The 24,199-nt window shown below is 64.0% G+C and carries 22 protein-coding genes; 5 read left to right on the forward strand and 17 right to left on the reverse strand.

The genetic code is table 11. From position 1 onward, the window contains the following. Nucleotides 1-273: 273 nt before the first annotated feature. Entirely contained in the window at nucleotides 274-789 is a 516-nt protein-coding gene (locus NN5_RS00005; RefSeq protein ID WP_067731817.1) for a GNAT family N-acetyltransferase, read from the forward strand. Nucleotides 790-947: 158 nt separating this feature from the next. Next, nucleotides 948-1,271, forward strand: a complete 324-nt coding sequence (locus NN5_RS00010) for a PilZ domain-containing protein (protein WP_281190386.1) — start codon at nucleotides 948-950, stop codon at nucleotides 1,269-1,271. 67 nt (nucleotides 1,272-1,338) lie between these two features. Here NN5_RS00010 and lpdA read toward each other — a convergent pair whose 3' ends face one another. The 4 genes from lpdA to NN5_RS00030 are packed head-to-tail and all read right to left on the reverse strand — an operon-like array spanning nucleotide 1,339 to nucleotide 4,852. Continuing rightward, complete coding sequence (gene lpdA, locus NN5_RS00015; RefSeq protein ID WP_067731819.1) at nucleotides 1,339-2,754, reverse strand: dihydrolipoyl dehydrogenase; 1,416 nt, start codon at nucleotides 2,752-2,754, stop codon at nucleotides 1,339-1,341. A 4-nt stretch (nucleotides 2,755-2,758) separates the two neighbouring features. Next, nucleotides 2,759-3,151 carry an acyl-CoA thioesterase gene (locus tag NN5_RS00020; protein WP_067731821.1) on the reverse strand — a complete coding sequence of 131 codons (393 nt, stop codon included), beginning with the start codon at nucleotides 3,149-3,151 and terminating at the stop codon, nucleotides 2,759-2,761. Beyond that, nucleotides 3,148-3,543 carry an acyl-CoA thioesterase gene (locus NN5_RS00025; RefSeq protein ID WP_067731823.1) on the reverse strand — a complete coding sequence of 132 codons (396 nt, stop codon included), beginning with the start codon at nucleotides 3,541-3,543 and terminating at the stop codon, nucleotides 3,148-3,150. The genes NN5_RS00020 and NN5_RS00025 overlap by 4 nt, the downstream gene beginning before the upstream one ends. 1 nt (nucleotide 3,544) lies before the next feature. Beyond that, complete coding sequence (locus NN5_RS00030; RefSeq protein WP_067731825.1) at nucleotides 3,545-4,852, reverse strand: pyruvate dehydrogenase complex dihydrolipoamide acetyltransferase; 1,308 nt, start codon at nucleotides 4,850-4,852, stop codon at nucleotides 3,545-3,547. Nucleotides 4,853-5,018: 166 nt separating this feature from the next. Here NN5_RS00030 and NN5_RS00035 point away from each other — a divergent pair, with 166 nt between their 5' ends. Then, a complete protein-coding gene (locus tag NN5_RS00035) occupies nucleotides 5,019-5,474 on the forward strand; it encodes a universal stress protein (RefSeq protein WP_067731827.1) in 456 nt (151 codons plus the stop codon). Nucleotides 5,475-5,598: 124 nt separating this feature from the next. Here NN5_RS00035 and rnr read toward each other — a convergent pair whose 3' ends face one another. From rnr to radA, 10 genes are all read right to left on the reverse strand, one after another. After that, nucleotides 5,599-7,854 carry a ribonuclease R gene (gene rnr, locus NN5_RS00040; protein WP_084384643.1) on the reverse strand — a complete coding sequence of 752 codons (2,256 nt, stop codon included), beginning with the start codon at nucleotides 7,852-7,854 and terminating at the stop codon, nucleotides 5,599-5,601. Nucleotides 7,855-7,913: 59 nt separating this feature from the next. Beyond that, on the reverse strand, nucleotides 7,914-9,278 hold the full coding sequence (locus tag NN5_RS00045) for a M28 family peptidase (protein WP_067731831.1): 1,365 nt from the start codon (nucleotides 9,276-9,278) through the stop codon (nucleotides 7,914-7,916). Nucleotides 9,279-9,341: 63 nt separating this feature from the next. Beyond that, nucleotides 9,342-9,938 carry a DUF805 domain-containing protein gene (locus tag NN5_RS00050; RefSeq protein ID WP_067731833.1) on the reverse strand — a complete coding sequence of 199 codons (597 nt, stop codon included), beginning with the start codon at nucleotides 9,936-9,938 and terminating at the stop codon, nucleotides 9,342-9,344. A 36-nt stretch (nucleotides 9,939-9,974) separates the two neighbouring features. Further along, nucleotides 9,975-11,513, reverse strand: coding sequence for a proline--tRNA ligase (gene proS / locus NN5_RS00055; RefSeq protein WP_067731835.1), 1,539 nt, complete (start codon nucleotides 11,511-11,513; stop codon nucleotides 9,975-9,977). A gap of 65 nt (nucleotides 11,514-11,578) precedes the next feature. After that, complete coding sequence (gene phaR, locus NN5_RS00060; protein WP_067731837.1) at nucleotides 11,579-12,139, reverse strand: polyhydroxyalkanoate synthesis repressor PhaR; 561 nt, start codon at nucleotides 12,137-12,139, stop codon at nucleotides 11,579-11,581. 97 nt (nucleotides 12,140-12,236) lie between these two features. Next, on the reverse strand, nucleotides 12,237-13,280 hold the full coding sequence (gene alr / locus NN5_RS00065; RefSeq protein WP_067732112.1) for an alanine racemase: 1,044 nt from the start codon (nucleotides 13,278-13,280) through the stop codon (nucleotides 12,237-12,239). Then, nucleotides 13,270-14,934, reverse strand: a complete 1,665-nt coding sequence (locus NN5_RS00070; protein WP_067731840.1) for an MFS transporter — start codon at nucleotides 14,932-14,934, stop codon at nucleotides 13,270-13,272. Before NN5_RS00070 ends, alr begins: the two co-directional genes overlap by 11 nt. Before the next feature lie 37 nt (nucleotides 14,935-14,971). Continuing rightward, on the reverse strand, nucleotides 14,972-15,403 hold the full coding sequence (locus NN5_RS00075; protein WP_067731843.1) for a Fe-S cluster protein: 432 nt from the start codon (nucleotides 15,401-15,403) through the stop codon (nucleotides 14,972-14,974). Nucleotides 15,404-15,406: 3 nt separating this feature from the next. Next, nucleotides 15,407-15,925 (reverse strand): CvpA family protein, encoded by a 519-nt coding sequence (locus NN5_RS00080; protein WP_067731845.1) that lies wholly within the window; start codon nucleotides 15,923-15,925, stop codon nucleotides 15,407-15,409. 12 nt (nucleotides 15,926-15,937) lie between these two features. Next, nucleotides 15,938-17,317, reverse strand: a complete 1,380-nt coding sequence (gene radA / locus NN5_RS00085) for a DNA repair protein RadA (protein WP_067731847.1) — start codon at nucleotides 17,315-17,317, stop codon at nucleotides 15,938-15,940. A gap of 70 nt (nucleotides 17,318-17,387) precedes the next feature. Here radA and NN5_RS00090 point away from each other — a divergent pair, with 70 nt between their 5' ends. Further along, on the forward strand, nucleotides 17,388-19,706 hold the full coding sequence (locus NN5_RS00090; RefSeq protein ID WP_067731849.1) for a patatin-like protein: 2,319 nt from the start codon (nucleotides 17,388-17,390) through the stop codon (nucleotides 19,704-19,706). 125 nt (nucleotides 19,707-19,831) lie between these two features. On the opposite strand, the gene NN5_RS25560 is transcribed toward NN5_RS00090, so the two are convergent. Next, the gene (locus NN5_RS25560; protein ID WP_157080945.1) at nucleotides 19,832-20,182 is read right to left on the reverse strand and encodes a hypothetical protein; all 351 of its coding nucleotides are present in this window, start codon (nucleotides 20,180-20,182) and stop codon (nucleotides 19,832-19,834) included. Nucleotides 20,183-20,449: 267 nt separating this feature from the next. Here NN5_RS25560 and NN5_RS00095 point away from each other — a divergent pair, with 267 nt between their 5' ends. Further along, entirely contained in the window at nucleotides 20,450-20,968 is a 519-nt protein-coding gene (locus tag NN5_RS00095; protein WP_067731851.1) for a cytochrome b/b6 domain-containing protein, read from the forward strand. A gap of 38 nt (nucleotides 20,969-21,006) precedes the next feature. Here NN5_RS00095 and dnaJ read toward each other — a convergent pair whose 3' ends face one another. Continuing rightward, nucleotides 21,007-22,146, reverse strand: coding sequence for a molecular chaperone DnaJ (gene dnaJ, locus NN5_RS00100; protein WP_067731853.1), 1,140 nt, complete (start codon nucleotides 22,144-22,146; stop codon nucleotides 21,007-21,009). Between the two features lie 77 nt (nucleotides 22,147-22,223). Then, on the reverse strand, nucleotides 22,224-24,134 hold the full coding sequence (gene dnaK, locus NN5_RS00105) for a molecular chaperone DnaK (RefSeq protein WP_067731855.1): 1,911 nt from the start codon (nucleotides 24,132-24,134) through the stop codon (nucleotides 22,224-22,226). Nucleotides 24,135-24,199: the final 65 nt, after the last annotated feature.

The following is a 24,199-nucleotide window of genomic DNA, read 5'->3' on the forward strand; positions in this document are numbered from 1 at the left end:
CCCTGTCTAACGGGCAAACGCGCTTTCGCGCCAGATCTTATCGCACGCTTTAGACCAATACCATGTGCCGAAGCCATGGCGCTTTCCGTTCCCTGGGGCATCGCAGTCTGGTATCGTCCCGAAATCGAGACGACATCCCGTGCCGCGCCGCCAGATTCGTTCTGGCAACCGGACCGATGACCACATTGACATGGCGAGGTCTGATCTCGATCAAGGTGCAAGACACGGCGGCAAACTAGGGAGCGGCCACCCTCTCATCGGAGTTCTTCTTCCATGTCCCTTTCCGACACTATCACGCTTGCCACGCGTTCCGGAATCGAACTCGACGTTCGTCCCGTCACCGAAGCCGACGAACCGGAGCTGGTTGCTTTCTTCGACCGCGTGTCGGACGAGGACCGCCGTTTCCGCTTCCTGGCGGCAGCAGAACACGTGACGCACGAGCAGATCGCACCGTTGGTGCACACCGATCACTTCCGCACCGATTCGTGGCTCGCCTTCAACAAGGCAAGCGGCCAAATCGTCGCATCCGGGCTGCTGGCCTGTGACGGCCCGCTCGACACATGCGAAGTCGCGATTTCCGTCTGCGGTAATCATCGCGGCAAGGGCGTGGGCTGGAGTATGCTCGATTTCCTGGCCAAGCAGGCCCAGGCACGCGGTTGCCGCCGGGTGATCTCGATCGAGAGCCGTGACAACCATGCCGCGATCGAACTGGAACGGGAAAAGGGCTTCACCCCGGAACCGTTCGAGGGTGATCCGACACTGGTCGTGCTGTCCAAGACCTTCCGGTAAACGGTGGCAGGAGAAGTGCGGCGCCCGGCACCGCAGGCTCGCTGCACTTCTTTTTAAAACGCAGACTTTTCCGTGATTTGGCATCCTTAGAGCGGCCATCGCTAACGCTATGGTAACGCTCCAGCGGCAAAGCTGGCTCCGCAACCACGGAGAGAGCTTTGCACCACCAACGGATTTCCAAAGGCGGAGGCGCGCGCGCACACGATTCGAAGCGAATCGACGTCGCGATCCTGTGCGAAGTCCGTCAGGGAACCCGCCCATGGAAAATGGCGCGGCTCGAAGATCTCTCGCCCGGCGGATTCCGGATCGCCTGGTTGCCCGATGCCCGCGCGGAACTGCCGCTGCGCATCCGCATTCCCGGCATACACCTGCTGACTGCGCGAATTTGCTGGGCCCGCGGGAATGCAGTCGGCTGCGAGTTTGCCGAGCCCCTGCATATCGCGGTGTTCGAGCACATCGCCCACTCAGCGGCTACCGGCTGACCCCCAAAGAGAAAGGGCGCGCCATATCGGCACGCCCTTCTTTCCCAGCTTCGCGAAATCGTGCGTCTCAGATGTGCAGCGCGCGTCCGTAAGCGGCAAGCGTGGCTTCGTGCATCGTTTCCGAGATGGTCGGGTGCGGGAAGACCGTGTTCATCAGTTCGGCTTCCGTGGTTTCCAGCGTCCGGCCCACGACATAGCCCTGGATCATCTCGGTCACTTCCGCGCCGATCATGTGGGCACCGAGCAGTTCGCCGGTCTTGGCGTCGAACACCGTCTTCACGAAGCCTTCCGGTTCGCCCAGCGCGATCGCCTTGCCGTTGCCGATGAAGGGGAACATGCCGACCTTCAGTTCGTAACCGGCTTCCTTGGCCTTGGCCTCGGTCATACCGACAGAGGCGATCTGCGGGTGGCAATAAGTGCAGCCCGGAATGTTCGCGCGGTCGAGCGGGTGCGGATGAACGTCCTTGTTGCCCAGTTCCTTGGCGATCGCCTCGGCCGTGGTGACGCCTTCGTGGCTCGCCTTGTGCGCCAGCCAGGGACCGGGCGTGCAGTCGCCGATGGCCCAGACGCCGGGCACGCCGGTCCGGCCATAGCCGTCGATCTGGATGAAGCCGCGATCGGTCTTGATGCCCTGCGCTTCAAGGCCGATGTCCTCGGTGTTGGGCACGATGCCGACGGCGGAGATCACATGGCTGAAGTCATGCTCGGCAACCTTGCCGTCCTTGCCCTTGATTTTGGCCTTCACGCCCTTGTCCGAAACCGTGATCGCCTCGACGCCGGCGCCGGTCATGATCGTCATGCCCTGCTTGGTCAGCGCCTTTTCCAGGAAAACGGAAACGTCCTTGTCCTCCACCGGCACGATCCGGTCGAGCATTTCGACGACCGTAACGTCCACGCCCATGTCATTGTAGAAGCTAGCGAATTCGATACCGATCGCGCCCGATCCCATGACCAGCAGCTTGGTCGGCATCTCCGCCGGCGTCATCGCATGGCGATAAGTCCAGACGTGCTTGCCGTCGGCCTTGGCAAACGGCAGTTCGCGCGCGCGAGCACCCGTGGCGACAATGATGTGCTTCGCGGAAATCTCGGTGGCCTTGCCATCCTCTCCGGTCACCGACAGCTTGCCCTTGCCGGTGAGCTTGCCCGTGCCGGTGTGCACGGTGATCTTGTTCTTCTTCATCAAGTGCGTGACGCCCTGATTGAGCTGCTTGGCAACACCACGCGAACGCTTGACGATGGCATCGAGGTCGGCCGTGATGTTGTCGGCGGCGAGGCCATAGGCCTTGGCGTGTTTCATCTGGTGGAACACTTCGGCCGAACGCAGCAGAGCCTTGGTCGGGATGCAGCCCCAATTGAGGCAGATGCCGCCCAGCAGCTCGCGCTCCACGATGGCGGTCTTCAGGCCAAGCTGCGCGCAGCGGATCGCCGAAACGTATCCGCCGGGGCCGGAACCGAGAACGATGACGTCGTAGGAATCTGCCACTGCTTCAAATCTCCTGATCGGTAGTGCCCTGCTCTATGGCCCGGGGCTTGCCACTGTCGTCCACCGCAACGAAGGTGAACTGGGCTTCTGTCACTTTGACTGCTTCTTCCTCATGGCGATGCCGCCGCCAGGCTTCGATGGCGATGGTCATAGAAGTCCGGCCGACCCGGCGCAGCTCGCCATAGACCGAGACCTCGTCGCCCACCTTGACCGGAAGATGGAACTGCACGCCGTCCATGGCCACGGTCACGGCCCGGCCGTGCGAGTGGCGCGCGGCGATCAGGCCGGCGCCCATGTCCATCAGGCTCATCAGCCAGCCGCCGAAAATGTCGCCATAGGCATTGGCATCGGCAGGCATGGCGGTGACGCGGATAACGGGTTCGCGGTAGTGTGTCATGCCACGCTCGCATTCAATGCGTCGGCGATCGCACAAGGACGATCGTCCCCGTCGAGCACCACGAAGGTGAACTGTCCGCTGGCCACATCGGTGTGCGCTTCGCTCGCCCGGGCCCGGCCGATACCGCGGGTCGCAATCGTCATCGACGTGCGGCCCACGCGTTCGATCCGGGCATAGACATTAAGCTCGTCGCCAACGGCCATCGTGCCTGGAAAGGCAAAGTCGGTCGCCCCGACGACGACCGCCTTGAGGCCGGTCCGCCGGGTGACGAACGAAGCGGCGCCGAGCGCGAGCTGGCACATGAGCCAGCCCCCGAACACGCCGCCATAAGGATTGAGGTCGGTAGGCATCGCCGTCACGCGGATGACCAGTTCGCCGTCCTCCGCCTGCATATCAGGCAACCATCCCGAGCGGGCTTTCGACGTAGTCCTTGAACGCGGCCATCAGGCGCGCGCCATCGGCGCCATCCACGGCACGGTGATCGAAGCTTCCGGTTGCAGTCATGACAGTGGCGACTCCCAGAGTGCCGTCTGGCATAACCCACGGGCGCTTTTCACCTGCCCCAATGGCGAGGATGCAAGCCTGCGGCGGATTGATCACGGCGGTGAAGTGCTTGATGCCCATCATGCCCATGTTGGAGATCGAGGCCGTACCGCCCTGATATTCGGCGGGCTGCAGCTTGCCTTCCTTGGCGCGCTTGCCGAGATCCTTGGTGGCCTTGGCAATCTCGGAGAAGGACTTGCCGTTGGCATCCTGCACGATCGGGGTGATGAGACCGCCCGGGATCGAGACCGCGACCGAGACATCGGCACGCTGGTAGCGAATCAGTTCGGCACCGGCGAAAGTGACATTGCACTCAGGCACGTCCATCAGCGCTTTGCCCAGCGCCTTCACCAGCATATCGTTGACCGAGACCTTCACGCCCTGCTTCTCCAGCGCGGCGTTGAGTTCGGCGCGCATGGCCATCAGCTTGTCGAGACGCACGTCGACCGTGAGGTAGATATGCGGCGCTTCCTGCATCGACTGGGTGAGGCGGCGGGCGATCGTCTTGCGCATACCCGAGAGCTGTTCGACGGTGTGCGGAATGCGGTCGTCGAGCAGCGCGCGAGTCTCGGCAGCCATTTCCACCGTGGCCGGCTTGGCCGCCGCGGTATCGCTGGCGGGAGCCGCAGCCTTGGGCCTTGCCGCCCCGGGCTGCGCGGCCTCGATGTCTGCCTTGACGATGCGGCCATGGGGACCGGAGCCGGTGACACTGCCGAGATCGACGCCCTTGGCCGACGCAATGCGCTTGGCAAGCGGCGACGCGACTACACGATCGTCTTTCGAACCGGACGTTTTCGGCATGGCCGGAACCGTAGCTGCTGGCGCGGCGGCTTTGGCTTCAGCCTTTGCGGGCTCGGCCTTGGGTGCTTCGGCTTTGGCGGCTGCTGCAGGTTTCGCGGCGGAGGAGGCATCTTCGTCCTCTCCGTCCAGGAGCGCGATCACGGTACCGACTTTCACGCCTTCAGTACCTTCGGCCACCATGATCTTGCCGATCGTGCCTTCGTCGACGGCTTCGAATTCCATGGTCGCCTTGTCCGTCTCAATCTCGGCCATGATGTCGCCGGAACTGACGGTATCGCCTTCCTTCACCAGCCATTTCGCCAGTTTCCCTTCTTCCATGGTGGGGGAAAGGGCGGGCATCTTGATCTCGATAGGCATGGATGCAGTATCGTCCCTTGTAGTCCTGGGGGAGGTTGTGGGCTCGATTTCTCCTTGGACAAGTTGGAGCCCGCGCACAAGCGCCTTCCCATTCCTTTTTTCGCATTCGTGATGGCTTGCACCGTAACCTGAATGGCCTGATAAGCTCGCCCGGAGAGGAACAGCGATGCGCGTCTATCTGGTCATTGTCGACGAAACCGAGGAAGCGCTGGTCGCGTTGCAGTTCGCTGCGCGCCGTGCTGCGAAGACCGACGGCGTGCTGCACCTGCTGGCGCTGGTCCCTCCGCAAGAGTTCAACGCCTTTGCCGGTGTCCAGGCGACGATCGAGGAAGAGGCCCGCGCGCGCGCCGAAACCATGGTGACGGCTGCGGCAGGCAACCTGCTTTCGCAGGGCGCGAAAATGCCGGTGATCTCCGTGCGCGTGGGTGAGGATATCAAGGTCGTGCGGCAGTATCTGAAGGAACACCCGGAAGTCTCGGCCCTCGTTCTGGGCGCGGCCAAGGAAGGCGGTCCCGGACCGTTGGTGTCGCACTTCACCGGGGCAGGCATGGCGCACATGACGTGCCCGGTGTTCGTGGTGCCGGGCGGTCTCGATCCGGCGGCGATCGAAAAGCTGAGCTGAGCGGGGACCGGGCTCTTCGTTCCCATCACCCTTCGACAGGCTCAGGGTAAGCGGCTTTTATTCACCTTACACGCCAACACTCCGCTCATGCTGAGCTTGTCGAAGCATGATGGGCAAGCGCGATCTATTTCTTCTTGCGCCCCTGATGCCGGATGTTGGCAGGCCGCCCGCGCTTGCCGGCCAGATGGTTGCCCCGCTTCTTGAGAGCCATCGGCCTTCCGCGCGGCTCGATCCGGCCGCCACCCTGCTCCAGTTCGAACTTCAGCGCGCCGGTCAGCGGATTGGCTTCGGCAAGGCGCAGACGCAGGATCTGGCCGACCGCGTAACTGGTGCCGCTCTGCTCACCGGAAAGGACCTGGGCCTTTTCGTCGTAACCGAAGCGCTCGTCGCCCAGGGTCGAGACCGGCACCAGGCCGTCACCGCCGAGTCCAATGATCGTCGCGAAGAATCCGAACTTCTGCACGCCCGTGATGCGGGTATCGAAAACCTCGCCAACCCTCGACGAAAGCCACGCGGCGACATAGCGGTCGATCGTCTCTCGCTCGGCTTCCATGGCCCGGCGCTCGGCCTGGCTGATAGCCTCGCTGACCTTGCCAAGGTCTTCGCGGTCTCGGTCCGACAGACCGGAGGTGGCGGGAATATCGCCCTGCGGCCGGGGCTGCTCCAGATGATAGGCATCGACCAGCGCGCGGTGCACCAGCAAGTCGGCATAGCGGCGGATCGGCGAGGTGAAGTGGGCGTAGGACCCCAGCGCGAGCCCGAAGTGCCCTTCGTTGCGCGGGCCGTAATAGGCCTGCGTCTGGCTGCGCAGCACGGCTTCCATGATGAGCGCCTTTTCGCTCTCGTCGGCAATGTCCTTGATCATGCGGTTGAACAGGCCGGGGGTGATGACCTGCCCCATCGCCAGCTTCTTGCCGAACGTCGCCAGATAGTCCTTGAGCGCGACCAGCTTTTCCCGGCTTGGCGTTTCGTGGACGCGATAGACTACCGGCGCCACTTTGGCTTCCAGCGCCTTGGCCGCAGCCACGTTGGCCGCGATCATGAAATCCTCGACCACGCGGTGCGCATCGAGCCGTTCGCGAATGGCGATCTCTGTAATCCGCCCCTTCTCGTCCAGCTTCACCCGGCGTTCGGGCAGTTCCAGTTCCAGCGGATCGCGCTGATGGCGTGCGTGCGCAAGCGCTTTCCAGCAGGACCAGAGATCCTGAAGGAACGGCTCCGCCTTGCCCTCGTCGATACGCGCCTGGGCATCCTCATAGGCAATCACTTCGTGGATACGCACGATGGCCCGCGTGAAGCGCCACGCCTTCACCCTGCCCTCGCCATCGATCCGCAAGTGGCAGGCCATTGCTGCGCGGTCCTCGCCCGAACGCAGCGAGCAGACATCGGCCGAAAGCACTTCGGGCAGCATGGGCACCACGCGATCGGGGAAATAGACCGAGTTGCCGCGCCGCCTCGCCTCGCGGTCGATATCGCCGCCGGGGCGCACGTAGAACGAGACGTCGGCAATCGCGATCAGGGCGTTGAAGCCCCCTTCCCCGTCCGGCTCGGCCCAGATCGCGTCGTCATGATCGCGCGCGTCGCTGGGATCGATGGCGACGATCGGCAAGTGCCGCAGGTCTTCGCGCTTGTCCGCGCTGAGCGGCATCTTCGCGACGCGCTGGGCTTCCTCCAGCGTCTCCTCGGTGAAGAGGTTGGGAATGCCGTGTTTGTGGATGGCGATCAGGCTGAAGGCCTTGGGCGCCAGCGGCTCGCCCAGCACTTCGGTGACTTTCACCGAGGCGCGCGCCGAACGGCCCACGGGCTCGGCCAGAACCAGTTCGCCGGGTTCGGCCCCGCCGAGATCCGAAATCGGCGACGAATTGCGGATGCGCTTGTCGACCGGGGCCAGCCAGGGCTTGCCGCCGCCATCGATCTCGACAACGCCCAGCAACTGCTCGGAGCGGAGCGCCAGCTTCTTCATCGGAAAGGCGCGCCAGCCCGTCCCCGTCTCCTCGGTGCGCGACAGCACCCGGTCGCCCTTCTTGAGCGCCGAGCCACGGCCCTTTTCGACAAGACGGATGCGCGGCGGCGGCGTCGCGTCCTCCGGCTGCCAGGTATCGGGCACGGCGATAGCCTCGCCTTCCTCGATATCGATCACGCGCAGCACCGTGACTTTCGGCAGCCCGCCCATCTTGTGGAAGGCGGTCCGCTTGCCGTCGATCAGGCCTTCCTCGGCCATGTCCTTCAGCAGGGCCTTGAGCTGGATTTTCTCCTGCCCTTTCAGCCCGAATTCGCGTGCGATCTCACGCTTGCCGGCGGGGACCGGCGAGTTCTGGATGAAGTCGAGGATCTGCTTGCGCGTCGGCAGGCCAGGCGCGGGCCGTTTTGTAGGAGCCATGCCGCTGCAATGGGGCTTGCTGCGCCCGATTGCAATGGCGCCGGGCTAACCGCGCACAGTCACGGCTGCGATGCGAGCGGTTCGAAGGCGCCGCCGGGAACGGCCGCGGCCACCGGGCTTTCACTGCCGTCCGCCGCGATCGCGCTGACGCCGAGAATCCAGTCATCGCCGCGCAGACCGTCAAGCTTCGCACTGGTCTTGGCGGTGCCGGCCACGACAGGTTTGGCTTCCCATTCGGCCGCATCCGTCGCGCGGCGCCAGACATTATAGGCCACCGCGCCGGGGACCGGCTTCCATGTCACATCGGTCCAGGTCTTCACGGCCGCATCGGCGACGGGGGCCGGAGGCATGGGCGACTTGGCCAAGGCAGCAAGCGCTGCGACATTGAGGCGCGTGACTTTGGCGAGATAGGGGAAATCCATGGTGTCCACGGTGTCGCCATATTTCACGCCATCCTGCGTGCGCAGATCCTGATGCTGGTGATCGTAGTCTTCGACCGCCACTGTGAAGCGGACGGCCGGATAGCCCTGTTCGAGGAACGGCAGCTGATCCCCGCCGCGCCCCATGCGATCGGCCCGCCAGATCTGGCGCACGGAGAGATCGTCCTGCACGCCGCCTGCCAGCGCCGCGACGTAGCGCGAGATATTTCTGCCGGGGCTGTCGTTCTCGCCGCCGAAGCGCCGCGCGGCAGCGCGGGTCTTGTCACTTGCATCGGCGCGCGGCCCTTCGGAGAACACGCGCACATGGGTGTCGTCGCAATAGCCGTCCGAGCCGCAGGAGCCGCCGACGATATCGTTGTTGAGCACGGCCTTGACCGTCCAGCCCTGCTGCTTCGCATAGTCGGCCAGCAGCTTTCCGCCAAAGAGCCCCTGCTCCTCACCGGAAAGCACGGCATAGACGATCGTCGCGGGAAACTTGCGCTGCGAAAGCACGCGCGCCGCTTCGAGCACCAGCGCGGTGCCCGAGCCATCGTCATTGGCGCCGGGGGCATCGCTCGTCGCATCCATCACATCGGTCACGCGGCTGTCGATATGGCCTTGCACGATGACGACTTCGTTCGGCCGCTCCGTGCCGCGCTGGATCGCCACGACATCGACCAGACGCACCGGCTCGGGAATGCGGGCGCCGCTCACCATGGTTTCCGGCGTGACGACCTCCAGACAATGGCCGCAGGCTTTCGAGCTGGCGCGGAACTGCGCCTCGGCCCAGCGCCGGGCCGCGCCGATGCCGCGCTTGGGATCGGCCTGCGAAGACAATGTGTGGCGCGTGCCGAACCCCACCAGCGCTTCCACATCGGCCTTGAGCCGCTCTTGCGATACGCCTCCCTTTTCAGGCCCCTTTTCCGGGGCATCTGCAGCGACGGGAGCGGCGGCGGCGAGCGAGGCACAAAGGCCCCATGCGATCAGGCGGGTCGGTTTGGTCATGGTCCGCCTTGTCCAGATTGAACCGGTGCTTGGCAAGAGCCGAGTTGCCCAGCCGGGAGGCCTTCATAGATGGTCGGGTTCCGGGCCGTAGCGGTTGTCGCCATCGCTCGACGGCCAGACGCCGAAGACGATCACCATCAGGAACGGCACCCAGCCCAGCAGCCCCTGCAGCGCGTACTTGCTGCGCTGCATCTGAGCCGCCGCCTGGATGGCGGCCGGATCGTTCAGCTTCATCGAGGTGATGAAGGATACCATTTCGCCGATCATGCCGATGGTCAGCACGATCGAGAGAAGCTGCAGTGTGACCGCAAAGGCCGCGATCCAGCCGCTCTTGTTCGAATCATGCAACCTGCGGGTGAATGACGCCGCGAGCAGCAGCGTCATCAAGAACGACAGGGAGACGGACATCCACATTGTCAGCCGCATCATCCCGGCCATCCGGCCGATCATCTGCTGCTGGATGGCCGCCTGATCGGCACCCCCGCGCGCAGACTGGAAGACATCGACCGCCATCGCCCCTCCGGCCGCGATCGAAACCCCGAAAGTGATCACCAGTTGGATGATCACGAGAAACAGAATGTAGAACCAGAAAGTGGAACGCGAATCCCGTCCGGAAAAATTCGTCAGGTTCGACAAATTGTGCCGGATTGCCTCGATCATCGCGTTCCCCTTTTGCGCCCGCTTACTGCATGTGCGTCAGTAAGACCTTGCGATGTATATTCTTTCGACGGCGGGGCGTCCCGTGAAAATGCATTCACCGGCCACCGGCTCCGCCTCAAGCGGGGTGTTGCGAATTGTCAGCTTGAGCGCCTTGAGCTTCTGGACGACAGTTTCCAGTTCATCCCCGGTCGGGCGGGCCCATTCGGCTTCGACCCAGCCCGGATAGCGCTTGTCTTCCGCGAAGAAGGCCTCGACTTCGGCGAAGCTGGACACCCGCGTCAGCTGGGCGTCGCGCTTGCCCTTGGCCTCGACGAAGAGCGCCGACTGGATGTTTTCGAGTTCGGCTCCCGCCATGCCAACGAATTCATCCTTGGGCATACCGATGAAGTTGGCCTTTGCCGCTTCGTTCCACAGCTTGTCGCGGCGCAGCATCGAAACCTGGCCGCCCGCGGCATCGCGCCCGCCGATTTCGAGGATGAGCGGGACGCCCTTCTTGACCCAGGCCCAGCGCTTCTGCGTGGCCTTGCCGGGCCGCTTGTCGAGCAGCACGCGCACGCGTTCGCCGAGAGCCGACAGGCCCGCCAGCTCCTTGCGCAGATCTTCGCAGTAGGCGAGCAGCTCTTCGTCCTCGGGCTTGTCGCGCAGCATCGGCAGGATCACGATCTGGTGCGGCGCCACGGCAGGCGGCACGCGCAGGCCATCGTCGTCGCCGTGCGTCATGATCATGCCGCCGACCATGCGGGTCGAAGTGCCCCACGAGGTCGTATGGCAATATTGCTGCGTGCCTTCCGCATCCTGATACTGGATGCCCGCGGCATGAGCGAAGCCGGTGCCAAGGTAGTGCGAGGTGCCGGCCTGCAGCGCCTTGCCGTCCTGCATCATCGCTTCGATCGAATAGGTCGCGACAGCGCCCGGGAAGCGTTCGTTCTCCGGCTTCTCACCCGTGATGACCGGCATCGCCAGTTCGGATTCGACAAAGTCGCGGTACATTTCGAGCGCGCGCAGCGTCTCTTCCAGCGCGTCCTCGCGATTGGCGTGGGCGGTGTGCCCTTCCTGCCAGAGGAACTCGCTGGTGCGCAGGAACATGCGCGTGCGCATTTCCCAGCGCACGACGTTGGCCCACTGGTTGGTCAGCAGCGGCAAGTCACGCCAGGACTGGATCCAGCGCGACATGGCGGCGCCGATCACCGTCTCCGAGGTCGGGCGAACGATCAGCGGCTCTTCCAGCTTCGCTTCGGGATCGGGCACGAGACCGCCCTGCCCGTCACCGATCAGGCGATGGTGGGTAACGACCGCCATTTCCTTGGCAAAGCCTTCGACGTGTTCGGCTTCCTTGGCGAAATAGGACAGCGGGATGAACAGCGGGAAGTAGCAGTTCTGGACGCCGGCTTCCTTGATCCGGTCATCCATCAGGCGCTGGATGCGCTCCCAGATACCGTAGCCCCACGGCTTGATGACCATGCACCCGCGCACGCCGGATTCCTCGGCCATCTCGGCCTCGGAAATGACTTCCTGATACCACTGGGCGAAGTCGTCCTCGCGCTTGATCGTGAGGGCGTGACGAATGGCAGACACGGGGCTTCTTCCTGACTTGGTGTTACGGGCCGGAGGATCGTCCCCCGGCGCGCACCCGCTGGCCTTTATTTGCCCAGCGCGTCAAGCTTCTTCTGCATTGCGGCCATCTGTTCCTTGAGCGAAGCCAGATCGCCGGTGTCTTCCGACGGCGCGGCAGGCTTTGCCTCGGGCTTTTCGGCGCCGGGCATGAAAGCCGCCGAGGCGGCGCGGAACATCGCCATGTTCTGCTCGGCCAGCTTGGCGAGCGGATTGTTGCCCAGGCTGTCCTCGAACGCCTTGGCAAGCTTGCTCTGGTTGGCGCGGAAATTTTCCATCGAGGCTTCGAGATAATGCGGGATCAGCGACTGCATCGAATTGCCGTACATCCCGATCAGTTCGCGCAGGAAATTCACGGGCAGCATCTGCTCGCCGTTGGTTTCCTCTTCCATGATGATCTGGGTCAGGATGGTGTGCGTGATATCGGCACCGGACTTGGCATCGAGAACCTTGTAGTCGACGCCTTCACGGGTCATCTTCGCAAGGTGATCGAGCGTGATGTAGCTTGACGAGCGCGTGTTGTAGAGCCGCCGGTTCGCGTACTTCTTAATGATTACCGTATTGTCGTCGCTCGAAGCTGTTTCAGCCATTGCCAATCCCCATTTTCCTTGTGCGGCCACGTTATCATTCCGGGATGTCGCGATGCAACAAAAATTGCTGCGCAGCAAAAGGCAGAATTAAAGCAATTTAACGCGCAAAACGGTGCCCCAGCACGGTCAGCAGTTCATATTGGGACAGACCCGTCGTTGCCGAGGCTTCAGGCAAGGCATAGTCCGCCGTCACCCAGTCGCCTTCGCGCAGCGCGGGCGCGTGGCTGAGGTCGATTACCGTCAGGTCCATGCTCACCCGGCCGAGCACCGGCAGCACCTGCCCGTTCGCCCGGAATCGGCCCTTGCCGGACCAGCAGCGCAAGTAACCATCGGCATAACCCAGCGCGATCGTGCCGACGCGCATCGGACCTGCCGCCGTGAACGTGGCGTTGTAGCCGATGGTTTCCCCGGCCGCAACATTTCGCACTTGCAGAATAGCCGCCTGCGGGCGGACCACCTGCCGGATTTCCCCGGCCATCTCTGCACGCGGAACACCGCCATAAAGGGCAATTCCCGGACGGGTCAGGTCGCCGTGATAATCGCTGCCCAGCGCAATGCCGGCGCTGTTGGCCAGGCTGCCGCGCTGATGCCGCACTGCCGCGCGGGCCTGCTGCCAGCGGTCGCGCTGGATGGCGTTGAACCCGGTATCCTCCTCCGCCGAAACGAGGTGCGACAGCAACACGTCCACATCGAGCGCCGCCACGCTCTCGTCGCCGAGATCGGCCATCGCCACGCCAAGGCGGTTCATTCCGGTATCGACCATCAGATGGCACCGGCCGCCGCCGCCGGCACGCCAGCGCCGGGCCTGCTCCAGCGAATTGATGACCGGCGCCGTGCCGCTCGCCACGGCGAAGGCCACATCGGCATCGGTCAGCGGTCCATGGAGGACCGAGACCGAGCCCGGCGCCGCAACGTCCAGCAGCGCATGTGCTTCCGACCAATGGGCCACGAAGAAATCGTGGCATCCGGCCGCGTGCAGGATCGGAACCACTTCGCGGGCGCCGAGACCATAGCCATCCGCCTTGACGGCCGCCCCGGCCCGCGCCTGTCCGGAAAGCCGGTCAAGCGCCTGCCAGTTCGATCGCAGTGCATCAGGGTCGAAGCCAAGTCTCAGAGCCGGTTGGGGCAGGTCAGGAAACATCATCACCATAATCACGAGGCGGCCCGCCATGCAGGCCCCAGATTGCGACGACCAGACCGAACGCCACCACACCCCAAGTGTACCACAGGCCCGCGTAGGCATCGCCGGTCCGGGCATTGATGTAGCTGGCGATCAGCGGAAGGAAGCCGCCCAGATAGCCTGCGCCGATGTGATAGGGAATGGACATCGAGCTGTAGCGGATGGGCGCCGGAAACATTTCGCAAAGCTGCGCGGCCACGCCGCCGTAAGTCAGCGCGGAAAGTGCGCCCAGCACGAGCAGGATACCCGCAATTCCGAGAAGCGCAGGCAGGCCCGGCCGCTGCACGCTGAAATCGAAACCATGCGCGGCCAGCGCCGCTTCGATCCCGGCCTTGCGGGCCTTGTCCGCGTCCTTTTTGTGCGCAGCATCGCCGGCGAGCCATTCGGGCGCGATTGCCACGGCATCGCTGCCGACAGTCAGCGAAAGGTGGTCCGCATCGCGGACCGAATAGGGCACGCCGCTTGCCGTCAGTGTCTCGAGCAGCTTGCCGCAATCGCTAAGCTTGTTTCCGCTCAGGTCGGCGAAGGGATCGGTGCTGCACGCAGAACCCGAAACCACGACCGGCGCGGCCCTGGCACTGGCCTGCAATCCGGGATTGGCAAGCGATCCCAGCCCCCAGAACAGCGGGAAGAGAAGAACCAGCATCGCCGCGGCGCCAATGACCAGAGGCCGCTTGCGCCCCACCTTGTCCGACCAGGCGCCGACGAACACGTAAAAGCTCATCGAGATCAGCGCGGTCAGGCCGATGACCACTTCGACCACGGTTGCATCGACCCGCATAGGGCCCTTCAGGAAGGACAGCACAGAGAAGAACGCGGTGTACCAGATCGTCGTCAGGATGCCGGTCACGCCGAACAGCGCAATGAAGATGCGCTTCTTGTTGCCGGGATAGGTAAAGCTCTCGACGAAGGGGTTGCCCGCAATCTCGCCCTCTTCGCGCATGGCGAGGAACACCGGGCTTTCGGACAGCTTGAGACGCATCCACAGCGAGATCGCCAGCAAGGCAAGCGACAGCAGGAACGGCACGCGCCAGCCCCATGCCGCCAGCGTGGCATCGCTGAAGACCGCCTGGTTGAGCAGGACGACGATGATGGACAGAACGAAGCCGCCAACAACGCTGCCCTGGATATACCCCGTGAAATAACCGCGCCGGCTGGGCGGTGAGTGCTCGGACACGTAGATCGCCGCGCCGCCGTATTCGCCGCCGAGCGCAAGACCCTGGAGGATGCGCAGCAAAATGACGATCAGCGGCGCCCAAGGCCCGATCGTGTCCGCCGACGGGATAAGGCCGACGCCGGCCGTCGAAATGCCCATCAGGGTGACTGTCACGAGAAACGTGTACTTGCGCCCCAGCTTGTCGCCGAAATAGCCAAAAAGGATGGCACCAAGGGGCCGGAACCCGAAGCCGACAGCGAACCCGGCCCAGACCAGCAGGATCTGCAGCGTCGGGCCCACCGAGGGAAAGAACGCCTTGCCGACGAAGCTGGCGAGCGTGCCGTAGATGAAGAAATCGTACCACTCGAAGATCGTGCCGGCCGAGGAGGCGGCAATCACCAGCTTGATGTCGGATGCGCTGGGCTCTGGCCCGTGCGGATGCTGGTGCAGGTCTGCCATGCGTTCTCCCCCGTTTCCTACCCCGGAGCTACCGCCTCTAGACGTCCGTTTCGCGACTGGGAAGCATCTGCATCGCGGCGTTCCACGGCAGCATCACGGCGCCATGCCGGCCGGGGTACTCGCGCGCGGCGGCTATTGTGGAGAGACCGGGCCAATCAGGCATCCCGGCTTCCCCGGCCAGCCATGCCGCGATGGCCCGGCCGGCAGCATGAATGGCCGGACCGTCCTGCCCTGCCGCGCCCTGCACGAAAATAGCCGCGGCCGCCTGTCCGATGGCGCAGGCCTGGCTGCGCACGCCCATGCGCGCGATCGTGCCGTCAGCCGCAGTTTCCAGCCCCAGCGTGATCGTGCTGCCGCAACTCTTGGAACGCGCTTCTGCCCTGAGCGGTAAATCATCGGTCAGGGGAAAGCGCGCCAGATCGATAGCCAGCCCCAGAACCTCAGGGGTGTAGAGAACCGTAGCGGACATGCTTCAATGACTGCCGTCTGCGGCCATGGCTTCGCGGCGGCGCTGGGCAATGAGCTGGACCAGCGCTTCGCTGCTGGCGTTGACGAAGGGATAAGTGCGCGACTGGGTAATCCACTCCGGCCGGCCTTCGGGGCCCCAGACGGTGTCATATCCCAGCACCAGAACCGAAAAGCCCAGCACGATGATGACCACGCCCTTCACCGCGCCGAACCCGAAACCGAGCACCCGGTCGATCGGCCCCAGCACCGAAGCCCGGCTGGCCTTGCCCGCCCATCCCGCGATCACTTTCACGGCGGCGAAAGGCACCAGCAGCAGCAGCGCGAAAGCCAGTACTCCGGCGCCGGACTCGCTGCCGATGTGCGGAATCAGCCAGTACGTGACCGGCGTGTGCAGCATACGGATGGCGAAGATTGCAAAGACCCACGCGCCCAGCGCCAGAATTTCCTGCACGAAGCCGCGAATGAAGCCGGTGATGGCGCCCAGCCCGACGAAGAGCAGCACGGCGATGTCGAAGCCAGTCATAGGCATGGGAAATTATGCGTCCGAAAGAATGCGGTCAACGAGGTTGGGTAACATGGACAGACCGGTGAATTTCATGCCTTTCTCCGGCCGTGTTTCCGATCCTGCCCCTCCGGCGGGGCCGAATCCCCGCGCAAAGCCCAGCTTCGCCGATTCGCGCTGTCGGATCGATGAATGGGCCACCGGGCGGATCTCTCCGGCCAGCGAGACTTCGCCGAACCAGACCGCATCGTTGCCCAGCGGCTTGTCGCCCAGTGCGGAGATCAGCGCGGCGGCAACGGCAAGGTCCGCCGCCGGATCGGACAGGCGATAGCCGCCCGCGACGTTGAGATAGACTTCCGCGCTGGAGAAATTGAGCCCGCAGCGCGCTTCCAACACAGCGAGCAGCATGGCCATGCGCCCGTTGTCCCAGCCCACGACCGCGCGGCGCGGCGTCGCTCCGCTCTGCAGCCGGACGATCAGCGCCTGGATTTCGACAAGGACCGGCCGTGTGCCCTCCATCGCCGGGAACACCGCGCTGCCCGCCATCGGCTCCTCGCGGCCCGAGAGGAACAGCATCGAGGGATTGCCCACTTCGGCAAGGCCATCGCCTTCCATGGCGAAGACGCCGATTTCATCGACCGGGCCGAAGCGGTTCTTCAAGGAGCGCAGGATGCGGTATTGGTGGCTGCGCTCACCCTCGAAGCTCATCACCACATCGACCATGTGTTCCAGCACGCGCGGCCCGGCAATCGTGCCGTCCTTGGTGACATGGCCCACGAGGATCAGCGTGACGCCGTTCTCCTTGGCATAGCGGATCAGTTCGAAAGCGCAGCCGCGCACCTGGCTGACGGTGCCGGGCGCCCCTTCGATCTGATCCGAATGCATCGTCTGGATCGAGTCGATCACCAGGATCGAGGGGGGCTCCATCGTGCCCAGCGTCGTCAGGATATCGCGCACGGAAGTGGCTGCGGCGAGCTGGATCGGTGCCTTGGACAGCCCGAGCCGCTCGGCGCGCAGGCGCACTTGCCCCGCCGCTTCCTCGCCGCTCACATAGACCGCGCGGCCGCCATTGGTGGCGATATGGGCCGAGACCTGGAGCAGCAGCGTCGACTTGCCGATGCCCGGATCGCCGCCCATCAGGATCGCCGAGCCGGGCACGAGTCCACCGCCCAGCGCGCGGTCGAACTCGGCCAGCCCGCTGGCCTTGCGCTTGGGCATCTCGCCGGGCTGATCGAGCGGCGTGAACTGGATCGGCCTGCCGCCGGACGACAGATCGTGCTTGGCGGAAAACACCGTCTGCGGCGCGTCTTCCGCAAGCGTGTTCCACTCGCCGCAGTCGGCGCATTGTCCCTGCCAGCGGGTCGCCACGCTCCCGCAGGCCTGGCAGATATATCGGCGTTTCGGTTTGGCCATCAGGGCGAACTAGTGGGAACGGAATGAGAACGCAATTGCTTTCGGCCGCGCCCTGCTCCAAGCAGGACAGATGCGGCAGAAAGAACTGCGGATCGCGCTGGTTTGCTACGGGGGCGTCAGCCTCGCCGTCTACATGCATGGCGTGACGAAGGAATTGTGGAAGGCGATGCAGGCCAGCCGGGCCCACTGGTCGGGCGAGCCCGATCCGGCGGGCAGCGCCGGGGTCTATCTGCGCTTGCTGCGACGGCTCGAACAGAGCAGCCATCTAAGGCTGCGCGTGCTGACGGACATTGTCGCCGGAGCGTCGGCCGGCGGGATCAATTCGGTGTTTCTCGCACAGGCGATCCACTCCGGGCGGTCGCTGGAGCCGCTCACCGAGCTGTGGCTGGAAACGGCTGACGTCGACGTCCTGCTCGATCCGGAGGCCCGCCCTTGGTCGCGCGCGGCTAAGTTCTGGGCGAGCCCGCTCGTTTCCTATCTACTGCACCGGCCCGGCAATGCCGTCAGTGCCAGCGTTGCGCCGGAGACCCGGGCCGAAGTGCGCGAAAAGCTCTCGCGGCTGATCCGCTCGCGCTGGTTCGAGCCGCCGTTCAGCGGCATCGGCTTCTCGCGCCTGCTGTGCCGCGCGATGATGGCGATGGAAAACACGCCGGCGGGGCGTCCACTGCTGCCGGAGCGCCATCCGCTCGACCTCTTCGTGACCGCCACCGATTTCAAGGGGCATCTGGAGACGCTGCACCTCCATTCCCCCGAACTGGTGCTGGAGAGCGAACACCGCCTCACGATCGATTTTCACGCGAAAGCGCCCGCCGAAGGCGGCCACACGCTGGCGCCGATCCCCGAACTCGTCTTTGCCGCGCGCTCCACCGCCAGTTTTCCCGGTGCTTTCCCGCCGATGCAAGTGGCTGAAATCGACCGGCTCATGCGCGAAAAGCAAGGCGTATGGCCGGAACGGGACGCCTTCCTGCACCGCATCATGCCGACGCACATGCGGCGCGGCGACATCGATTCCGTCTCGCTGATCGACGGGTCGGTGCTGGTCAATGCGCCGTTTGCCGATGCCATGTCGGTCCTGCGCGACCGCCCGGCCGCGCGCGAAGTCGATCGCCGCTTCGTCTATATCGATCCCACTCCGGATCCGGTCGGCCCCGCCGCCCGCAGCGACAAACGGGCGCCCGGGTTCTTTCCGGTCATCTTCGGATCGTTGTCTTCGATTCCGCGCGAACAGCCGATCCGCGACAACCTCGAAGCGCTCGAACGCGATTCGCGCGAAAAGCGCGCGCTGCGCGATGTCGTGCGGGCGCTGCGGCCGGAAATCGAGGAAACGGTGGAGAAGCTGTTCGGCCATACCCTGTTTCTCAGCCGCCCCACGCCCAAGCGCCTGGCGGCCTGGCGGATACGCGCGCAGCTGGCAGCCTTCGATCAGGCCGGTTTTGCCTATCACGGCTATGCCCAGATCAAGTTCAGCGGCATCGTCGCTACGCTCGGACGTCTGATTTTCGAAGCAGCACCGGAACTGGAACTGCCCAATGCCGCCGCGATCCGCGAACGCCTCTTCGCCCATCTCGACGAGATCGGCATCGACCGCATGAAAGTGCTGCGGGATACCAAGTCACCCGCGATGATCGCCTTTTTCCGCACCCATGACCTCGCCTTCCGCATCCGCCGCCTGCGCCTGCTCGCGCGGCGGGTGACGCAGGAATGGGAAAGCGAGATCGACGTGACCGAGCAGGACCGGGACGATGCCCGCACCGCGATCTACAAGGCGCTCGCGCTCTATATCGATCGCGAGCCGGTGGATGCTCTGGGCGAAGAGTTTCCGGCTCTGGCGCGCGCGTTCTTCGAGGACCCGCAATCCGCGCTCGACCATATCGCCCGGCGGCACGGGCTGATGGAAACCGACAACCGGGTCGATGAATTGCTGGCGGACGCGCTGGCAGCGATGCCTCATGCCCTGCGACGGCGGATGCTGCTCGCCTACCTCGGCTTCCCGTTCTACGATACCGTGACCCTGCCGCTGCTGCGCGGCGAGGGCCTGACCGAATTCGATCCGGTACTGGTTGACCGCATCTCGCCGGACGACTGCAATGCCATCCGCCACGGCGGGGCGGGCCAGTCCTTGCGCGGCACCGAGTTCTACAACTTCGGTGCATTCTTCAGCCGTGCCTACCGCGAGAACGATTACCTCTGGGGCCGCCTCCACGGCGCCGAACGGCTGATCGACCTGATCGCCTCCACCCTCGGCGCGGAACAGGCCCTGCCGCTACGCGACATGCAGCAGTTCCGCCGCGAGGCTTTCCTGGCCATCCTCGACGAAGAACAGGGCCGGCTTAAGGCGGATCCCGGCCTGATCGAAGGCATCCGGCGCGAGGTCATGGCCGTGGGCTAGGCTGCGCGGATAAATTCCGACCGAAGTGGACGGCTGTTATCGGGAAGCGTCACGAGTGGGGCGAACGGCGGGAAAGTCGGGGGGAGCGGACCTTCGCGCGAACGACAATTTCCAAACGATTGCGATCACAATGTTCCGTCGCACTCAACCGAAGTAATGGTCTTTGTCTCGGTATCGTAGGAGAGATTGATGAGACCGCAGCCACCATCGGTCATATCAACAAGGACGGATGGGCTATCTAGCCAACGCCGTTCGTCCTTTGCCATTCCGGAGGGCGGCGGACACAGATAAGCAATTTGACCGTTCCAGAGACCGTAACTTTTCGCTTCTTCACATGTTTTTACGTCTGGTTTCGGGTCTGGCAAAAAGTATCGAGCCTCGATGGTATGGGGCAGCGAGTAGGCATACGTCCTCGCATAACTCGTCAAAGGTTCAGCACCTTTGGGAAGACGGACTTTCCGCTCGATCTCATCCATGGTCTGTTGGCGATGACGCTGCTCAGTCGATGAGCACCCAGCGATTGACGCAACTATCATGGCGAGAAGGAGTGGTCTCATTGGGAAAGACTACCAATTGAGATTATGTCCGCAAAGTCGGCGTATCCGGAAAGTCTGTTTCTACGAAAAAATGGCGGATAGCTGACGCTCCCGCCACGGCAATGTTTGACGGTGATCAAGGCATGCAGCGCGGTTTCGTGGTTGGTCGGAAGCGGGTGATAGGGAGTCTTGTCGAAGGAAGCTGCCATGAAGGCGTTTCGAACCTACCACCTGCTTTTTGTATTGGCTGTCCTCGTTGCCTATTTCACAGCCGAAGGCATGGCCATCACCCACGCATGGGCGGGATATCTTGTTGCAGCCTTCCTCGCGCTGCGCGGATTGCTCGGACTGCTGAAAGCCAGCGGCTTTGCGTGGACCCGGCTCATGCCGTTGGGATCGTCTGCTCTTACCCACGCGCTGACGCTGGCGCTGTTCCTGTGCATCGCCGGCGTCACGGCAACCGGGATCGTCATGGACAAGGGCGTGAGCTTGTCCAGCACGCCGACTTTTCAGATCAGCCGAGAGGATCGGGATGAAAGCGAAGGACGTGGGCGCACCTTTGGCACCGGCGAGCGTCATGAACGAGAAAGCGCCGTGAACGCAGTGCACGAGGCACTCGGCAACATTCTGCTGCCGCTCGCCATCGTGCATGTGATCTATTTACTGCTGTTCCGCCTCGACATGGCGCGCTTCATGCTGTTCGTGCCGCGCAAGGCCCTGCGGTAGAGACCGCCGGAGCGGTGCCCCTCACCATGAGAGGGGCATCACTCCGTCAGGTCGTTCCAGGCATCCTTGATACGGTCGAAGAAGCCCTTCGACTGCGGGCATTCCTCGCCGGTCTCGGTTTCCTGCAACTCGCGCAGCAATTCCTTCTGGCGCACGGAAAGCTTGGTGGGCGTTTCCACCGTGATCTCGATCACGAGATCGCCGCGTCCCCTGCCTTGCAGTACTGGCATACCGGCACCGCGCTTGCGCAACTGCTTGCCCGACTGGATGCCAGCCGGAATGTCGAGCGCAATCATCTCGCCGTCGATGCCCGGGATCTCGATCGAACCGCCAAGCGCCGCCGTCGTGAACGTGATCGGCACGCGCGTGAGCAGCGTCGTCCCGTCGCGTTCGAACACCTTGTGCCGCTTGACGTGCAGGAAGATGTACAAATCGCCCGGAGGTGCGCCGAACGGGCCAGCCTCGCCCTTGCCGGACAAGCGGATGCGCGTGCCGGAATCGACGCCCGGCGGAATGTCCACCTGCAGCGTCTGCGGCATGTCGACACGGCCTTCACCGCGGCAGGAACGGCACGGCTTTTCGATCACTTCGCCCCGGCCATGACAGGTCGGGCACGGACGTTCGACGACAAAGAAACCCTGCTGGGCGCGAACCTTGCCGTGGCCCGCGCACATCTGGCAGGTGCGCTTGCTCGTCCCCGGCTCGGCGCCGGAGCCCGAACAGGGTTCGCAAGTCTGCGAGACTTCAATGGTGATCTCGGTCTGCTTGCCACGGAACGCCTCGTCGAGGCCGACTTCCATGTCATAGCGCAGATCGGCACCGCGCCGGGCCTGCTGCCGTCCCCCGGCACCGCCGCCAAAGGCGCTGCCGAAGATGGATTCGAAAATATCGCCGATGTCGCCGAATTCGGCGCCCATCCCGCCCGGACCGCCTCCGCCCATGCCCTGCTGGAACGCGGCATGGCCATACTGGTCGTAAGCAGCCCGCTTCTGCGGGTCCTTGAGGCAATCATAAGCCTCGTTGATCTGCTTGAAGCGCGCTTCGGAATCCGCGCACCCGGGGTTCTTGTCCGGATGATAGCGCATGGCGAGCTTGCGGTAAGCCGACTTCAGCGTCTTGTCGTCGGCGTCGCGCGAAACTTCGAGCAGTTCGTAGTAGTCTATCTCGGTAGCTGACACGGTATATCCCCCGCAGATAACCTAACCGCCACCGGCGCGGTTTGCACCGGTGGCGGTCATGGTTTTCATCAGGACGTTCAGCCCTTGTTTTCGTCGACTTCCGAGAACTCGGCGTCGACCACGTCTTCGTCGCCAGCCGGTGCCTCGGCGCCCGGAGCAGCAGCAGAAGCCTGCTCCTTCTCGTAGATCGCCTGGCCCATCTTCATGGCCACCTGGGTCAGTTCCTGCGCCTTGGCGTTGATCGCCTCGGCATCGCCGCCTTCGAGCGCGGTCTTGGTCGCGGCGATCGCGGCCTCGACTTCACCCTTGAGCGAAGCGTCGATCTTGTCGCCGTTCTCGGCCAGCTGCTGCTCGGTCGCGTGGACGAGGCTGTCGGCGTTGTTGCGAGCCTCGGCGGCTTCGCGGCGCTTCTTGTCCTCTTCGGCGAACTTCTCGGCATCCTTGACCATCTGGTCGATGTCGGAGTCCGAAAGACCGCCCGACGCCTGGATGCGGATCTGCTGCTCCTTGCCGGTGCCCTTGTCCTTGGCCGACACGTTGACGATGCCGTTCGCGTCGATGTCGAAGGTCACTTCGATCTGCGGCACGCCGCGGCGCGCCGGCGGAATGCCGACGAGGTCGAACTGGCCGAGGAGCTTGTTGTCCTGCGCCATCTCGCGCTCGCCCTGGAACACGCGGATCGTCACCGCCTGCTGGTTGTCCTCGGCGGTCGAGTAGACCTGGCTCTTCTTGGTCGGGATCGTCGTGTTGCGGTCGATCATCTTGGTCATGATGCCGCCCAGCGTCTCGATGCCCAGCGACAGCGGGGTCACGTCGAGCAGCAGCACATCCTTGACGTCGCCCTGAAGCACGCCGGCCTGGATCGCGGCGCCCATGGCCACGACTTCGTCCGGGTTCACGCCGGTGTGCGGTTCCTTGCCGAAGAATTCCTTCACGACTTCGCGGACCTTGGGCATGCGGGTCATGCCGCCCACGAGGACCACTTCATCGACTTCAGCAGCGGTCACGCCGGCATCGGCGAGCGCCTTGCGGCAGGGCTCGATTGTGCGCTTGATGAGGTCGGCGACCATCTTTTCCAGGTCCGAACGAGTGACCGTCTCGACCAGGTGAAGCGGGGTCGTCGCGCCGCCTTCCATGCGCGCGGTGATGAAGGGCAGGTTGATCTCGGTCGAAGCGGTGCTCGACAGTTCGATCTTCGCCTTCTCGGCCGCTTCCTTCAGGCGCTGCAAAGCAAGTTTGTCGGTGCGGAGATCCATGTTCTCCTTGGCCTTGAACTTGTCCGCCAGCCATTCGACCAACTTGGTGTCGAAGTCCTCGCCGCCCAGGAAGGTGTCGCCGTTGGTCGACTTCACTTCGAACACGCCGTCGCCGATCTCCAGGATCGAGACGTCGAAGGTGCCGCCGCCAAGGTCATAGACCGCGATGGTCTTGCCGTCCTGCTTCTCAAGGCCATAGGCCAGAGCAGCCGCGGTCGGCTCGTTGATGATGCGCAGCACTTCAAGGCCCGCGATCTGGCCGGCATCCTTGGTCGCCTGGCGCTGCGCGTCGTTGAAGTAGGCCGGGACGGTGATGACCGCCTGCGTCACGGTTTCGCCCAGATAGCTCTCGGCGGTTTCCTTCATCTTCTGCAGGATGAAAGCCGAGATCTGCGACGGGCTGTAGTCTTCACCGCCCGCATTGACCCAAGCGTCGCCGTTCTTGCCCTTCACGATGGTGTAGGGGACCAGTTCGGTGTCCTTCTTGGTCACCGGGTCGTCGAAGCGGCGGCCGATAAGGCGCTTCACTGCGAAGATCGTGTTGTCGCCGTTGGTCACGGCCTGGCGCTTCGCGGGCTGGCCGATCAGGCGCTCACCATCCTTGGTGAAAGCCACGATCGACGGCGTCGTGCGCGCGCCTTCCGAATTTTCGATAACCTTGGGCTTGCCGCCGTCCATCACGGAGACACAGCTGTTGGTGGTGCCAAGGTCGATACCGATTACTTTTGCCATTTACCCCATTCCTCACGTCAGTGGTTGACACCGCGCGGATCACCTCCCTCGAAAGGCAAGGCGGC

The organism is Novosphingobium naphthalenivorans NBRC 102051 (assembly GCF_001590985.1).
Taxonomy (GTDB): domain Bacteria; phylum Pseudomonadota; class Alphaproteobacteria; order Sphingomonadales; family Sphingomonadaceae; genus Novosphingobium; species Novosphingobium naphthalenivorans.

What these genes read in the sequence shown, in the direction of transcription:
- NN5_RS00030 (WP_067731825.1), bottom strand. Translation starts at nt 4,852, where the DNA reads ATGCCTATCGAGATCAAGATGCCCGCCCTTTCCCCCACCATGGAAGAA.
- dnaK (WP_067731855.1), bottom strand. Translation starts at nt 24,134, where the DNA reads ATGGCAAAAGTAATCGGTATCGACCTTGGCACCACCAACAGCTGTGTC.
- rnr (WP_084384643.1), bottom strand. Translation starts at nt 7,854, where the DNA reads ATGGCTCCTACAAAACGGCCCGCGCCTGGCCTGCCGACGCGCAAGCAG.
- NN5_RS00075 (WP_067731843.1), bottom strand. Translation starts at nt 15,403, where the DNA reads ATGTCCGCTACGGTTCTCTACACCCCTGAGGTTCTGGGGCTGGCTATC.
- NN5_RS00095 (WP_067731851.1), top strand. Translation starts at nt 20,450, where the DNA reads ATGAAGGCGTTTCGAACCTACCACCTGCTTTTTGTATTGGCTGTCCTC.
- NN5_RS25560 (WP_157080945.1), bottom strand. Translation starts at nt 20,182, where the DNA reads ATGGATGAGATCGAGCGGAAAGTCCGTCTTCCCAAAGGTGCTGAACCT.
- NN5_RS00035 (WP_067731827.1), top strand. Translation starts at nt 5,019, where the DNA reads ATGCGCGTCTATCTGGTCATTGTCGACGAAACCGAGGAAGCGCTGGTC.
- NN5_RS00025 (WP_067731823.1), bottom strand. Translation starts at nt 3,543, where the DNA reads ATGCAGGCGGAGGACGGCGAACTGGTCATCCGCGTGACGGCGATGCCT.
- phaR (WP_067731837.1), bottom strand. Translation starts at nt 12,139, where the DNA reads ATGGCTGAAACAGCTTCGAGCGACGACAATACGGTAATCATTAAGAAG.
- radA (WP_067731847.1), bottom strand. Translation starts at nt 17,317, where the DNA reads ATGGCCAAACCGAAACGCCGATATATCTGCCAGGCCTGCGGGAGCGTG.
- NN5_RS00020 (WP_067731821.1), bottom strand. Translation starts at nt 3,151, where the DNA reads ATGACACACTACCGCGAACCCGTTATCCGCGTCACCGCCATGCCTGCC.
- NN5_RS00050 (WP_067731833.1), bottom strand. Translation starts at nt 9,938, where the DNA reads ATGATCGAGGCAATCCGGCACAATTTGTCGAACCTGACGAATTTTTCC.
- NN5_RS00080 (WP_067731845.1), bottom strand. Translation starts at nt 15,925, where the DNA reads ATGACTGGCTTCGACATCGCCGTGCTGCTCTTCGTCGGGCTGGGCGCC.
- alr (WP_067732112.1), bottom strand. Translation starts at nt 13,280, where the DNA reads ATGTTTCCTGACCTGCCCCAACCGGCTCTGAGACTTGGCTTCGACCCT.
- NN5_RS00005 (WP_067731817.1), top strand. Translation starts at nt 274, where the DNA reads ATGTCCCTTTCCGACACTATCACGCTTGCCACGCGTTCCGGAATCGAA.
- NN5_RS00090 (WP_067731849.1), top strand. Translation starts at nt 17,388, where the DNA reads ATGCGGCAGAAAGAACTGCGGATCGCGCTGGTTTGCTACGGGGGCGTC.
- NN5_RS00070 (WP_067731840.1), bottom strand. Translation starts at nt 14,934, where the DNA reads ATGGCAGACCTGCACCAGCATCCGCACGGGCCAGAGCCCAGCGCATCC.
- NN5_RS00045 (WP_067731831.1), bottom strand. Translation starts at nt 9,278, where the DNA reads ATGACCAAACCGACCCGCCTGATCGCATGGGGCCTTTGTGCCTCGCTC.